Here is a 13751-nt window from a genome sequence, read left to right on the forward strand (position 1 = left end):
GAGAACATGAGTAACGAATCAATGAATTTTCCTGAAAACTTCCTCTGGGGCGGCGCTATCGCGGCAAACCAGGCTGAAGGAGCCTGGGATCTTGATGGTAAAGGTATCAGCGTTGCCGACATCAATGAGTATGTTTTCAATGAAGACATGCGCAAAATGTATAATATCGAACTCACCCGGGACTATGCTGTCCAGGCACAGGACGATAAAGACGGCGTGTTTCCTAAAAGAACGGGTGTCGATTTTTATCACACATTCCGTGAAGACCTGGCGCTGCTAAAAGCCGCCGGTCTGAAGACCTTTCGTACCTCAATCAGCTGGGCACGTATTTTTCCGGACGGGGATAATACGGCACCTAACGAAGCGGGCCTGAAATTTTACGATGAGCTTATAGACGAAATAATCAAAAATGGTATGGAGCCGATGATAACGCTCGCCCATTATGAGATGCCGCTGAACCTCGCACTGAAATATAATGGCTGGAAGAACCGTCAGTTAATCGACTTTTATTTTAACTTTGCCCGCACCTGCCTCGATCGCTATCACGATCGCGTTAAGTACTGGATCCCTTTTAACCAGATAAACCTCATTCGCTATGAGTCCTTTAATCATCTGGGTATTTTCGAAGATGAAGGCATCTATCTCGAGCAGGATAAATATCAGGGCGTTCACCATGAACTGGTGGCATCGGCGATGGTAAAAAAATATGCCGCATCCCTGGGCGGTGATATTAAGATCGGCATGATGCTGTATACCGATTTCGCTTATCCCGAAACGACAAGCCCGGAAGACAACTTCGCTACATGGCAGAAAAACCAGTATGAAGTCTACTTCGCGGATGTGCTTTTACGAGGTGAGTACCCTGGCTACATCAAACGGTTCTTCAGAGAGAAAAATATTGCTCTCAATATCACCGATGAGGATAGCGCTCTCCTGAAGAATACGGCAGATTTCATGACGTTTTCTTATTACACCACCTATGTGAGCAATGCTGAGATTGCGCACCAGTTCAGGGGGAATAACAAGCGTAATCCGCTTTTATCGCAGACCCCATGGGGCTGGGCAATTGACCCGGTGGGACTTCGCTATGTGCTTAACTTCTTCTGGGATCGCTGGCAAAAGCCCATCATGATCACTGAGAACGGCATTGGCTGCTTTGACGAGTTGATTAATGAGACTGTAGAGGATGATTACCGTATAGCCTTCTTCAGGGATCATATCCGCTCTGTCGGTGAAGCTATTGCCGATGGCGTGGAGGTGCTGGGCTACTATATGTGGTCGCCGATTGACATAATCAGCTGTTCCTCGAACCAGATGTCAAAACGTTACGGGCTAATTTACGTCAATCTTGACGATCTGGGTCATGGCGATAGCAAACGTTTCTGCAAGAAAAGTTACTACTGGTATCAGAAACTCATTGCCACCAACGGCAAATCACTCGAGGAATAATACTTAAGGGCTGCGCAGAGAATTTGACAGATCCTGATGCAGTCCTGTTTTACCTTTATCCTAGTGCATAACCTACGCGTATCGGTATGTTTGACTCGGGGGCTGTGTGGAGGGGGCTTGTTGCCAGTGCGCAGGATGTACTTGCCCTTTTTGTTGAGTTTGATTGATTTATTCGCAAAGGTCCGCTTCACGCCCTGAGACATTCGACAAGCTTTTTATGGCTTCAGTAAGGGCGAGTGTCTCGCTTCGAGAGCCAGCAAATATTTCGCTTCGTCATAACAGGTTCTGGCCTTCCAGCAGCGGTAAATGATCCTTATCCATTTGAACGCCAGTGCCCGGATCGCAGACTGATGAGATTTGCCCTTTTCTCTGAGGCCCTGATAATACAGTTTGGCCCAGTATGATGAATTAACCGTCTTGGCAGCCCATTCAACAAAGGTCTGCCTGACGAACTTGGCACATTGCCATCGCCAGTGAACCCAGGATTTTTGGCCGCTTCGTTCGGTCACCGGTGCTATACCTGCGTAGTTTTGAATTTCTTCAGCGCTGTTAAACCGGTCACGGTTATCACCAAGTGCAGCAAGCATCCGTGGGCCCATGCACGGTCCCATGCCCGGAAGTGATTTGAACAGCCCCGCATCTGGCAATGTGTCAAACAGCGTTTCGATTCGTTCGTCATAGGTTTTGATGATTTCACTCACGACTTTAATTTGTGTCGCCAGTGCTGCTGCCATCAAAGCATTAGCCTCTATAACACTCGGGTCTGTAGTCAATGGGATCGCATTATCAATACTCGCAACACGTTGCTCGGTAAGGGCCATAGCGCGACCACCTTTGGCATTCAGAAAGTTGCGGATCGTGTCGCGTCTGGCTCGTTTCAGTTGTTGCAGACTGGGCCACCGGATAATCAGCTCACACAACAGTAAGCTACCCCGATGTGAGAACCACTCCAGTGGCTGAGGATAATACTGTTTAAGCGTGTTGATTATCCGGTTCACAAAGCGTCGTTTATCTTCAACCAACTGACGACGTTGCTCAACCAGTTGCTGAAGTAAGCGAATATCCGCATTGTCGGGTTCAATAGCTTTTATCTTCTGGGGGTAACGCAGCATTAACTCTAATGCCAGCTCGGCATCCTGCGGATCATCTTTAGCGCCGCTGGGCGAGAAGGCTTGCCGATAACGAGCCAGGGACAATGCGTGGACGGGGAAAACGGTGATAAAGGGGTATTTTTGAAGAGCATATACCACGGGGCCCTTCTTCAGTTCGAGAGCTATTGCGATTCTACCTTTTACTTTCTGGTGTAACTCAGTAAGCCAGGCATCAAGCGCTTCTGCTGTATGTTCAATCACATCGAATACGCGTTCACCGTTTTTAAACTGAACACAGACATCGTGTTTTTTATCAGCCCAGTCCAGACCAACGTGCGCAGCAAATTGATTAGTCACAGTCATCACCAACTCCTTTTTATCGGGGATTGGTATGCATTCCACGCTCTTCGAAAGAAATATAGCCAGCAGTTTATCTGCATGCCCTGAGTATTCGTTAGCGAACGTGGAGCACCTACTGGCTCGAAAGAAAAGCGGCGATCATCACATGATTCTCGCTCAATATTCGTAACCAGTAAGCGCATACCCTGAATCACTTCAAAGTGTAATTCTCAGGGTACGAATGACTATACTTCGCTCACAGCGGACCTTCAGCTCAGTCAACAATGTCCGCTCCGTGCCAGAAGCGGACATTAATACATGGGAGTCAACAATGGATGTGAATTCTTCTGCTGAATCGATTCCTGTGCTAATATAACCCCATAGGGGATGGCATTCCCCCTTGAACCGCCATGTGGCTAATGATGCCTGCATTTATTCCCGGACCGGGAAGATGCAGGCTTATCGTTTTATCAGCCATGCAGCGTTGTGTGTCCGGGATGATTAACCATCTGAGGATGCTTCAATGCGCTCAAATCACTTCCTGCTCAATAATTCAATCAGTTCTCTTGCGCAATGGCTTGGCCTTGCTTTCCTGATCGCCGTGCTGACCGGCACAGCTTCTGCGTTCTTTCTGTTTTCCCTTGACTGGGCTACGGCGACCCGGCTCAGACACCATTGGCTTATCTGGCTGCTTCCCGTTGCAGGATTTGCCGTGGGATGGGTTTATCTGCGCTACGGAAGTTCAGTAGAAGGTGGGAATAACCTGGTGCTCGATGAAATTCATGATCCCCAAAAAATTATCCGTCTGCGCATGGCTCCGCTGGTATTTATCGGCACTGTTGTTTCGCATCTCTTTGGTGCTTCTGTTGGGCGCGAAGGGACCGCAGTACAGATGGGTGCCTCCATAGCCGATCAGTTTACTCGCATGTTTGGCCTGACGCCGGATACCCGACGCATTGTCCTGATGGCCGGTATCAGTGCCGGTTTCTCATCAGTATTCGGCACCCCTCTCGCGGGCGCCATTTTTGGGCTTGAGGTTCTGGCCGTAGGGCGGATGAATTACAACGCATTAATACCGTGTATTTTCGCTGCCATTGTGGCCGATCAAACCGGGTTATTATGGGGAGTACATCATACTCATTACTCCGTCTCGTTTATTCCTCATATGTCTGCCTGGGCACTGATTGCTGTCATAATCGCCGGTGGGCTCTTTGGTCTGACTGCCAGGGCTTTTGCCAGCGCAACACATGCCATCGGCAGTTTCATGAAGAAGACTATCTATTATGCGCCACTGAGACCGTTCATTGGCGGACTGGTAGTGGCTGTGTCGGTCTTTTGCCTGGGTGCTGATCGCTATATCGGTCTGGGTATTCCCGTTATCGTTGACGCCTTTCATCAGAATCTGGCTCCATGGGATTTCCTGGGAAAACTGGTATTTACGGTCACTTCTCTGGGCGCAGGTTTTAAAGGTGGGGAAGTCACACCGCTCTTTTATATTGGGGCCACACTGGGTAACGCGCTGGCTCCAGTGCTGCATTTACCGGTCAGTTTTCTGGCCGGGATTGGCTTTGTGGCCGTCTTTGCCGGAGCTGCGAATACCCCTGTGGCTTCAACACTGATGGCTATTGAGTTATTTGGCTCTGAGATGGGCGTTTATGCTGCACTGGCCTGTGCTGTTGCCTGGCTGATATCGGGTTATACCGGCATTTATCGTTCCCAGCGCGTAGCCTGCCTGAAACATGGCTTCGTGCCAGAGCATATTAAACTTGCTGATGTCCCTGACTGGTTGGCAAACAATGTAAAGCCCCGGAAACCGAAAAGCAGCGAAACCTGTTCGGCAGAGGTGAAAAAGTGAAGGTGGAAACGCTATCGACGCTACGAATCTATATCCCGTCAGGCACCAGGGTAAAAGCATCGGGATTTATGAAAAAACTTACCGCTCCTCCATTGAGCCATTATCTGCTGCGTCAGGCTAGGGCAGAGGGAGTACCTCAGGCTATCATCCACAACGTAAGTGCAGGGTATCTTGTCGGGATGAAAATAAGCTATTCCCACCATGAAATTAAAGCAGGTACTCACCCGGAATGCCTTGAACTGATTGGGCATGTAGCTGAATTAAAAAAATTCATCGCTGATTATGAAGAGCATCTCGAAGGATTGCGCTGCATCATCTCAATGTCTGAGGAACACACCATCATTTCTGAAGAAGTATTACCATGAATGAAATACATCCGTTGTAATAGCACGGATAGCTCTGAATCACCATGGGTTCAAAGGCAACTGCGTGCAAGTCATGGGCTGGGATTAGCCCATGACTTGCAGACACGGACAAATATCATGAATGTCCGTTTCACGCCCTGAGACATTCGACAAGCTTTTTATGGCTTCAGTAAGGGCGAGTGTCTCGCTTCGAGAGCCAGCAAATATTTCGCTTCGTCATAACAGGTTCTGGCCTTCCAGCAGCGGTAAATGATCCTTATCCATTTGAACGCCAGTGCCCGGATCGCAGACTGATGAGATTTGCCCTTTTCTCTGAGGCCCTGATAATACAGTTTGGCCCAGTATGATGAATTAACCGTCTTGGCAGCCCATTCAACAAAGGTCTGCCTGACGAACTTGGCACATTGCCATCGCCAGTGAACCCAGGATTTTTGGCCGCTTCGTTCGGTCACCGGTGCTATACCTGCGTAGTTTTGAATTTCTTCAGCGCTGTTAAACCGGTCACGGTTATCACCAAGTGCAGCAAGCATCCGTGGGCCCATGCACGGTCCCATGCCCGGAAGTGATTTGAACAGCCCCGCATCTGGCAATGTGTCAAACAGCGTTTCGATTCGTTCGTCATAGGTTTTGATGATTTCACTCACGACTTTAATTTGTGTCGCCAGTGCTGCTGCCATCAAAGCATTAGCCTCTATAACACTCGGGTCTGTAGTCAATGGGATCGCATTATCAATACTCGCAACACGTTGCTCGGTAAGGGCCATAGCGCGACCACCTTTGGCATTCAGAAAGTTGCGGATCGTGTCGCGTCTGGCTCGTTTCAGTTGTTGCAGACTGGGCCACCGGATAATCAGCTCACACAACAGTAAGCTACCCCGATGTGAGAACCACTCCAGTGGCTGAGGATAATACTGTTTAAGCGTGTTGATTATCCGGTTCACAAAGCGTCGTTTATCTTCAACCAACTGACGACGTTGCTCAACCAGTTGCTGAAGTAAGCGAATATCCGCATTGTCGGGTTCAATAGCTTTTATCTTCTGGGGGTAACGCAGCATTAACTCTAATGCCAGCTCGGCATCCTGCGGATCATCTTTAGCGCCGCTGGGCGAGAAGGCTTGCCGATAACGAGCCAGGGACAATGCGTGGACGGGGAAAACGGTGATAAAGGGGTATTTTTGAAGAGCATATACCACGGGGCCCTTCTTCAGTTCGAGAGCTATTGCGATTCTACCTTTTACTTTCTGGTGTAACTCAGTAAGCCAGGCATCAAGCGCTTCTGCTGTATGTTCAATCACATCGAATACGCGTTCACCGTTTTTAAACTGAACACAGACATCGTGTTTTTTATCAGCCCAGTCCAGACCAACGTGCGCAGCAAATTGATTAGTCACAGTCATCACCAACTCCTTTTTATCGGGGATTGGTATGCATTCCACGCTCTTCGAAAGAAATATAGCCAGCAGTTTATCTGCATGCCCTGAGTATTCGTTAGCGAACGTGGAGCACCTACTGGCTCGAAAGAAAAGCGGCGATCATCACATGATTCTCGCTCAATATTCGTAACCAGTAAGCGCATACCCTGAATCACTTCAAAGTGTAATTCTCAGGGTACGAATGACTATAATTCGCTCAAAGCGGACCTTGCGACGCTTCACTAGATGCCATGAAACGGGCATTTCAGCAGTAGTTTGGGCTGTGTTCAAACTCACCCAACCCTTTGTGATACGATATTCGCTTTAAATTGTCACATGGGGTCAGATTTTGAATTCATACATTTTCCTTGCCGGGGCCATCGTAGCTGAAGTCGTAGGTACAACCCTGATGAAGTTCTCTGACGGATTCACACGCCTATGGCCATCTGTAGCAACTATTGTGTGCTACTGTGCAGCCTTTTATCTTCTCTCCCAAACTCTGTCGACCATTCCAACGGGTATCGCATACGCAATTTGGTCAGGTGCTGGAATCGTATTAATCAGCCTTTTGGGCTGGTTAATAAGCGGGCAAAAGCTAGATTTTCCGGCGATCGCAGGTATGCTTCTTATTTGTGTTGGGGTTCTGGTTATTAATATTTTTTCAAAATCCTCCCCACATTGATCCTCTTATCTTGATCGAGCAGGAAAAGTGCATATGAAAATACCAATACTCCATACAGAACGCTTGCTGTTAAAACCATTAGAAGCCGAAGATGCCTCGCAGATTCAGGTGCTTTATCCCCGCTGGGAGATAGTTCGCTATATGGTCTCCTCAGTACCCTGGCCCTATCCTGATAACGGTGCGGAGAATTACGTCAACAACGTTGCCCTGCCTGATATGGAAAAAGGGATTGCGTGGATCTGGACTATCAGACTCCGTGAGGCCCCTGACGCTCTCATAGGTTTAATTTGCCTTTATGACGTTGAGGATAATAACCGTGGATTTTGGTTAGCTCCGGAATATCAGGGGCAGGGTTTTATGCGTGAAGCCAGTAATGTCGCTACGGATTACTGGTTTAATACGTTAAATAAGACAGTATTGCGTGCGCCGAAAGCCTCTCTCAATATCCGTTCCAGACGTATTTCAGACAGTAGCGGAATGCGGCTTATCAAAACGGAAAAGAAAGAGTATGTCAGCGGTTTGCTGGATTCTGAACTTTGGGAAATCACGCGCGACGAATGGAACGCTCGTCAGCGTTGGTTAAAATAAATTATGGAATGTCCATAACCTCACCGCAGAGAATTTCTGTTCTTCGCGAAAGTTCATCACCTCTTGAATCAGTTTTCTGCCCAATCCAATCCACTGCCGCGACAGCCATCATCGAGAATACACCAGCGCAAATGTGCTTCATTCATTTTGCCCTGCACCAATGGCAAGTTTATTAATCCTGCAGTTGCGATCATAATAAATAGATACGCAGCGAAGCCTGTCACTCCCGGGCAACATGAGTAATGCTATCTTATTTGAGGATTCTGGCATGGCCCCCTTTCATCAACTGACTGCCACCAGTTTGCATGGCCAGCCCATCTGTATGGCCGACTACGCAGGCAAACTGGTTCTGGTGGTTAATACCGCCAGCCATTGTGGTTTCACTCCACAATATGCAGGCCTCGAAGCGCTCTACAAGAAGTACGCCGCGCAGGGTCTGGTGGTGCTTGGTTTTCCCTGCAACCAGTTCGGTAACCAGGAGCCCGGTGGAGCCGACGAAATCGCGCAAACCTGTCACATCAACTACGGTGTGAGCTTCCCGATGTTTGAGAAAGTGGAAGTCAACGGTGCCGCTACGCACCCGGTGTTTCGTTACCTGAAAGACGAATTACCCGGCGTGCTGGGCGGGGGGATCAAGTGGAATTTTACTAAGTTCCTGATCGGGCGTGACGGCAAGCCGCTTAAGCGATTTGCACCCTTCACTACCCCAGAGAAAATAGAAACCACCATCCTTACAGTGCTTAAAGTCTGAGCGCCTCTGTAATTCAAACCGACCCTGGTATGATCCAGTTCGCTGTCTGAATAAAAAACACGCTGCAAAATCAACAAAATATAATCAACTTGCTTAATTACTCTGCAATCGCGTGAGATCGGGAAGAAAAATGCTATTTCCCTCTTGCCTCATTCGGTCTGTGCCGCTAATATTCGTCCCCGTTGTCACCTACAACGTTGCGTTCATAGCTCAGTTGGTTAGAGCACCACCTTGACATGGTGGGGGTCGTTGGTTCGAGTCCAATTGAACGCACCATCTTGCGTCCGTAGCTCAGTTGGTTAGAGCACCACCTTGACATGGTGGGGGTCGGTGGTTCGAGTCCACTCGGACGCACCAAATCATCTCTTTGATTTGGTGCTAATTCCCTTCGAAATTCTCTTTTTATCTCCAGTTTGTATCCTTGTTTATCATTTCCCTCGATGATTCAATAGCAATGCGTTAAATCATTCTAAATTCCATGCTCAACGCGTATCATTCATCTTCTTCGCATAATGTCTTTCGTCAGAGCCAGGATACCATGCCCTCTTCCATCCTTCTGTTCGCTGCGGGCAGTTTACGCCCTGCATTTACTCCACTGATAAGCCAGTTCACGCACCAGAGCGGAATAGACGTTAAGGTGGAATATGGTCCGGCCGGTCTATTGCGCGAGCGTATTGAAGCGGGAGAACCGTGTGCGCTCTTTGCCTCGGCCAACAGGGACCATCCGCAAAACCTGTTAGCACGTAATAAAGCCGTCTCTACGCACACTTTTTGCTGGAACAAACTGAGCCTTGTCAGCAACCGAATCGGAACCTGGCTAGATTTACTCCGCGACCCAACGCTGCGACCAGGTACATCAACGCCCGGCTGCGACCCTTCCGGAGACTATACCTGGGCATTTTTCGACAATATGGATGTACTGGAACCAGGACTCGGGCAACAACTTCGCGCTCGCGCCATCCCGCTGGTTGGTGGTCGTGATACGGTAAAAATCCCGCAAGGAGAACTGGCGAGCGCCTGGATCCTGCGCCAGGGGCTGGCCGATCTGTTTATCGGTTACGCGCATTACGCACACGCGCTGCGCGCGATGCCCGACGTACATTACGTGGCCATTCCTGATGAGCACAATATTCGCTGCGAATACCAACTGGCGGTGCTTGAAGCATCCAAAGAAGTGATGGCGCTGGTTGAATTCATACTTTCCCGCGGCGGTCAGGCGTTCCTTACCGCCGCAGGATTCTTACCGCTTAACGACGAATAGAAAACAACGGTGCAATAAACGGCGTCTGGTAGTTCTCCACGCTGAGTCTTCTCAGCGTTAAACCATAAGCCAGGAATAGATTCTCCTCCGTCACAATGCTGTCCGTTAGCCCAGCCCGCCATTTTCCTTCAGGGAGTAGCAGCAAAGTATGGGAAGCAACCTGTAACGCATGCAGCGGATCGTGGGTCGAAAAGACAATACTGCATCCCTGTTGATGGGCCAGATCGCTGATTAGCTGCAGCACCACCTGCTGATTGGCGAGATCCAGCGCGGAACACGGTTCATCAAGTAACAACGTTTGACACTCCGTCACCAGAGCCCGGGCAATCATCACCAACTGTTGCTGCCCGCCAGAAAGTGAGCCAAATGAGCTGGAGGCGAGATGCGCGATATTCAACTGCTCTAACGCCTGCATTGCTCTTTTTTGATCCTGCGGACTGGGTTGCGCAAACAGCTTCACGTGCTGTGCTCGCCCCATCAACACCACGTCGCTGACCGTGTACGGAAACGGCAGATGGCTATGCTGTGCCACAATCCCTATCCCACCGTTATTTTCAATACTCCCGCCTATAGCAGGCAGCGTGCCGGTTAACGTATCGAGCAGTGTACTTTTACCCAGGCCGTTGCGTCCCAGCACGGCCCAGATCTCACCTTTCTGGCAACAGAACGTTAGCGGCTCAAATAACGGCGCGCGATACCCATAAGTAAGCTGATGTACACGCAGTGCGGCAGGTATCATGATTTCTCCCGACGGCTGGTACGAATGAGTAAGAAAGCAAACAACGGCGCGCCGAACAATGCGGTAATGATCCCCAACGGTATCTCCGCGTGCATCAGGGTACGGGCAATATCATCCACCACAATCATAAAACCGCCCCCCAACCAGAAGGCGCACGGTAGTAAACGACGATGATCAACCCCCACCAGCAAACGCGCCAGATGAGGAATCACTAATCCAACCCAGGCAATACTGCCGCTGACCGCCACCTGAGCAGCGACCAAAAATGCGCAACATACCAAAACGCTGCGTCGCAGAGGAACCACCGCCACACCCAGTGCTCTGGCATCTTTGTCATTAAGCGACAACAGGTTTATCCGCCAGCGTAGCTGGTACAAAACCGTCGCGGCGATACCGACCGGAACCGCCAACAGCAGCACTTTATGCCAGTTGGCCGTCGCAAAGCTGCCAAGCAACCAGAACACAATATTAGGTAACGTCTCTTCGGTATCAGCCTGATACTGGATCAGGCTCACCAGCGCGGCAAAAAATCCGCTCAAAATGATACCCGACAGGATCAATACCAGCGTATTCTCCAGCCCCTGTAACGCAGCAATGGCATACACCAGGATCAACGCTGTCAGACCAAAGAAAAACGTTGATCCCATCATCAGCCAGGGCGAAAGACCGAGCAGGATGGCCAGTGTTCCACCAAAGGCCGCCCCCGACGTCACGCCGATAATATGCGGGTCGACCAGAGGGTTATGAAATACCCCTTGCAGCGTCGCGCCGCATAACCCAAGCGCGCCCCCCGCCAGCAGTGCCATCAGAATACGCGGTAGCCTGACTGTCCAGATAACCTGGCTGCCTATTCCCTCAGCGTCGCTATAGTGCGTCAGGTGATAAAACACTTCGCTTAACGACAGCGGATACTGTCCGAGGCATAGCGAACTGACGCCCAGCAACAGGACCACAACGATTAAGAGCGGTTGCTGGGGCAAAATACGGTTACTTAGCTGCATCAGGCTGCCAGTTCACACGATAAAAACGTTGATAGTAGTCCTGGGCCTGCGCATCAACGTCCACGTTTTTATAGGCATCCGGATACAGTTTTTTGGCCATCCAAAGTTCACCGATCGCCAACGCTTCCGGCATCGGATAGCCCCAGGCTTTGGCATATTCAGGCATCAACCAGACGCGATGATTTTTCACCGCATCAATCCCCTGCCAGTTTGGATCGTTTTGGATCTGAGTTACCACCTGCGGATAGCGATCCTGGACAAAAATCACCTGCGGGTTCCACGCTAATACCTGCTCCAGCGCAACCTGATGGGCACCTTTCACACTGGCAGCCGCCACGTTTAATCCCCCCGCGTGCTGCATCATCAGTCCCGTGTACTTCCCGGAGCCGTAGGTCATCAGGTCGGGGTTAGCCATATAAATACGGACTTTTTGCGCATCCGGGATTGTTGCAACCGGCGCATTGAATTTTGCCCGCGCGGCAAAAACGTAGTCGATTAACGTTTCGGCCTGCGGTTTGCGCCCAACCACGTCAGCGATCAGGCGAATACCCTGCTTCAACCCTTCGTTGTAGACCTGCTCTTCATCGGCCATGGTCGGGTTCATTTTATTCTGTTGCCCGGTGGCATCCTTACGTAACGAGATAGCCACGACCGGAATACCGGCGTTCTGAATCTGCTGGATCATCTCCGCGGGCGCATAGTTGGCGACAAAAACCACCTGCGGATGAATCGCCAACAGGCTTTCGATGTTCACGCTGGTGAGATCGCCTGGCGTCGGCAATGTAGTAATCGTCGGCATAAAGCGCGCAAATTCAGGCCCGAGCTGCTTTTTCCAGCTCGACATCACACCAACAATGTCCTGCTGGGCATTGAGCTGAACCAGAATATTCAACGTCTGGTGTTGCAGCACGACCACTTTGTCCACGTGGTCAGGAATCGTGACCTGTCGACCAAGCTGATCGGTGATCGTTCGGTCGGCCTGAGCAGAAAACGCAAACAACATGCTGGCGCAAACCAGCACAAAAGAGCGGAAAGTTAACATGGGATACCATCTGAATAGAGGAGTAAAAACGATATGCATTAAATTATATAACGAGAAGCCTGGCAAACCATTTTCATCATGAGCGCACCAAACCCCACATTTCAGAGGGGAAAAAATGGCGTGCAATCCTTATCACGCCTGTCTTTATACGTGAGCGCTACTCCTGTGGGGGTAACGCGTTTAAAACTCGCATCGCCTGCTCCTGAGTGAGCGAATAATCGAAGAACTGGCGATAAAAATCTCGCGTTACGCTGACCATATCCAGGCCGCTAAACAGCGCAGGATGCAGTTTTGATGCGGCCCACTGCAGCTGCAACGCGCTTTCAGTGCCGTAACGGTCCCAGGGGAACACGCCCGCCGGATTGCGCCAGACGTTACCCTGTTTCACTGCGTTAAGTTCTTTGAACAATGCCGCATATGGCGAACTGGCGATATCACCGCACCCCGCACCGAGAATAATGACCTGCGGTTGCCAGTAAAGCACCCTCTCGGGCGACACCTCTTTCATGTTGCCGTCAACTTCACCTGCCGCATTCCGTCCACCCGCCAACGTAATCCAGGTATCGATCAACGTGTTCCTGCCGTCGACTTTAAGCGGATTTAGCGATTGAATATGAAGTACCCGAGGGCGCTGATTTTCCGTCAGCTCCGCAGTTTTAGCCTGCACATCCGCGAGCACACGGTTGAGATACTGATTGTAAGCCGTTGCCCGGACGCGAGCCTGCTCGGTACCCAGAACCTCTGCGGTCGTAGTAACCGATTTTTCCATCGAAGCATAGTCAGTAAATGCCATTTCAAGGACCGGAATACCCGCCTGACTGTAGCTTTGAGCATCCCCTTTTCCTTTTGCCACAAACACCACGTCGACGTGCCGGGCCAGCAAATCCTCACTATTAAATGATGTTCCCCGTATCTGTAAGGCTTGCCTCAGAGAAGGATTGATTTTAAACATCCATGGCTGGTTTTCCTCATGGTTGACCGTCGCAACAATGTTACGACCTGCGCCCAGCGTCATCAGCACCGAATGATGTGCAAACCAGCCATCCGCAATACGTTCAACATGCGTGGGAACGGTAACTGTGTGACCAGCATCATCCACAACCTGGCGTGTTGCCAGGGCAGGAAACGCCAGCCACACACAAAGCAGCCATGTGTGGCACGTTTTCATAAGCAACC

At 50.2% G+C, this 13751-nt stretch carries 13 protein-coding genes, 2 tRNA genes, 1 pseudogene and 1 riboswitch; of the genes and pseudogenes, 9 read left to right on the forward strand and 7 right to left on the reverse strand.

Annotation, left to right across the window (positions count from 1 at the left end):
* The first annotated feature begins 6 nt into the window (after positions 1-6).
* Positions 7-1449, forward strand: coding sequence for a glycoside hydrolase family 1 protein (locus IB222_RS12670; RefSeq protein WP_223240941.1), 1443 nt, complete (start codon positions 7-9; stop codon positions 1447-1449).
* A gap of 215 nt (positions 1450-1664) precedes the next feature.
* Here the strand turns inward: IB222_RS12670 and IB222_RS12675 are convergent, their stop codons facing one another.
* The gene (locus IB222_RS12675; RefSeq protein WP_000219087.1) at positions 1665-2903 is read right to left on the reverse strand and encodes an IS110-like element ISEsa2 family transposase; all 1239 of its coding nucleotides are present in this window, start codon (positions 2901-2903) and stop codon (positions 1665-1667) included.
* A gap of 350 nt (positions 2904-3253) precedes the next feature.
* Positions 3254-3315: riboswitch (Fluoride riboswitch) on the forward strand.
* A gap of 87 nt (positions 3316-3402) precedes the next feature.
* Between IB222_RS12675 and IB222_RS12680 the strand changes: the two genes are divergently transcribed.
* Positions 3403-4734, forward strand: coding sequence for a voltage-gated chloride channel family protein (locus IB222_RS12680; RefSeq protein ID WP_149384986.1), 1332 nt, complete (start codon positions 3403-3405; stop codon positions 4732-4734).
* Positions 4731-5099 (forward strand): hypothetical protein, encoded by a 369-nt coding sequence (locus IB222_RS12685; protein WP_148362028.1) that lies wholly within the window; start codon positions 4731-4733, stop codon positions 5097-5099. Before IB222_RS12680 ends, IB222_RS12685 begins: the two co-directional genes overlap by 4 nt.
* Positions 5100-5257: 158 nt before the next feature.
* Here the strand turns inward: IB222_RS12685 and IB222_RS12690 are convergent, their stop codons facing one another.
* Complete coding sequence (locus IB222_RS12690) at positions 5258-6496, reverse strand: IS110-like element ISEsa2 family transposase (protein WP_000219087.1); 1239 nt, start codon at positions 6494-6496, stop codon at positions 5258-5260.
* 364 nt (positions 6497-6860) lie between these two features.
* Here IB222_RS12690 and IB222_RS12695 point away from each other — a divergent pair, with 364 nt between their 5' ends.
* Both IB222_RS12695 and IB222_RS12700 read left to right on the forward strand, forming a co-directional pair.
* The gene (locus IB222_RS12695; RefSeq protein ID WP_148362029.1) at positions 6861-7193 is read left to right on the forward strand and encodes an EmrE family multidrug efflux SMR transporter; all 333 of its coding nucleotides are present in this window, start codon (positions 6861-6863) and stop codon (positions 7191-7193) included.
* 33 nt (positions 7194-7226) lie between these two features.
* On the forward strand, positions 7227-7781 hold the full coding sequence (locus tag IB222_RS12700) for a GNAT family N-acetyltransferase (RefSeq protein WP_148362030.1): 555 nt from the start codon (positions 7227-7229) through the stop codon (positions 7779-7781).
* Between the two features lie 6 nt (positions 7782-7787).
* Here IB222_RS12700 and IB222_RS12705 read toward each other — a convergent pair.
* A pseudogene (locus IB222_RS12705) lies at positions 7788-7924 on the reverse strand (MarR family transcriptional regulator); the annotation flags it as partial.
* A 125-nt stretch (positions 7925-8049) separates the two neighbouring features.
* On the opposite strand from IB222_RS12705, the gene IB222_RS12710 reads away from it, so the two are divergent.
* The 4 genes from IB222_RS12710 to IB222_RS12725 all read left to right on the forward strand — a co-directional run bounded on the left by IB222_RS12710 (position 8050) and on the right by IB222_RS12725 (position 9793).
* Positions 8050-8532, forward strand: a complete 483-nt coding sequence (locus tag IB222_RS12710) for a glutathione peroxidase (protein ID WP_149384667.1) — start codon at positions 8050-8052, stop codon at positions 8530-8532.
* A 199-nt stretch (positions 8533-8731) separates the two neighbouring features.
* Positions 8732-8808, forward strand: a tRNA-Val gene (locus IB222_RS12715).
* A gap of 4 nt (positions 8809-8812) precedes the next feature.
* Positions 8813-8889, forward strand: a tRNA-Val gene (locus IB222_RS12720).
* A 181-nt stretch (positions 8890-9070) separates the two neighbouring features.
* On the forward strand, positions 9071-9793 hold the full coding sequence (locus IB222_RS12725; RefSeq protein ID WP_149384666.1) for a substrate-binding domain-containing protein: 723 nt from the start codon (positions 9071-9073) through the stop codon (positions 9791-9793).
* On the opposite strand, the gene IB222_RS12730 is transcribed toward IB222_RS12725, so the two are convergent.
* The 4 genes from IB222_RS12730 to IB222_RS12745 form a co-directional block, all read right to left on the reverse strand.
* The gene (locus IB222_RS12730) at positions 9780-10532 is read right to left on the reverse strand and encodes an ABC transporter ATP-binding protein (protein WP_149384665.1); all 753 of its coding nucleotides are present in this window, start codon (positions 10530-10532) and stop codon (positions 9780-9782) included. The two genes, IB222_RS12725 and IB222_RS12730, sit on opposite strands and share 14 nt — an antisense overlap.
* Positions 10529-11533, reverse strand: coding sequence for an iron ABC transporter permease (locus IB222_RS12735; protein ID WP_003832715.1), 1005 nt, complete (start codon positions 11531-11533; stop codon positions 10529-10531). Before IB222_RS12735 ends, IB222_RS12730 begins: the two co-directional genes overlap by 4 nt.
* Positions 11520-12575, reverse strand: coding sequence for an ABC transporter substrate-binding protein (locus tag IB222_RS12740; protein ID WP_148362033.1), 1056 nt, complete (start codon positions 12573-12575; stop codon positions 11520-11522). The genes IB222_RS12735 and IB222_RS12740 overlap by 14 nt, the downstream gene beginning before the upstream one ends.
* Positions 12576-12732: 157 nt before the next feature.
* Positions 12733-13743, reverse strand: coding sequence for an ABC transporter substrate-binding protein (locus IB222_RS12745; RefSeq protein ID WP_003832713.1), 1011 nt, complete (start codon positions 13741-13743; stop codon positions 12733-12735).
* Positions 13744-13751 lie beyond the last annotated feature (8 nt).

This window comes from Citrobacter sp. C13, assembly GCF_014596815.2.
Lineage (GTDB): Bacteria > Pseudomonadota > Gammaproteobacteria > Enterobacterales > Enterobacteriaceae > Citrobacter > Citrobacter portucalensis.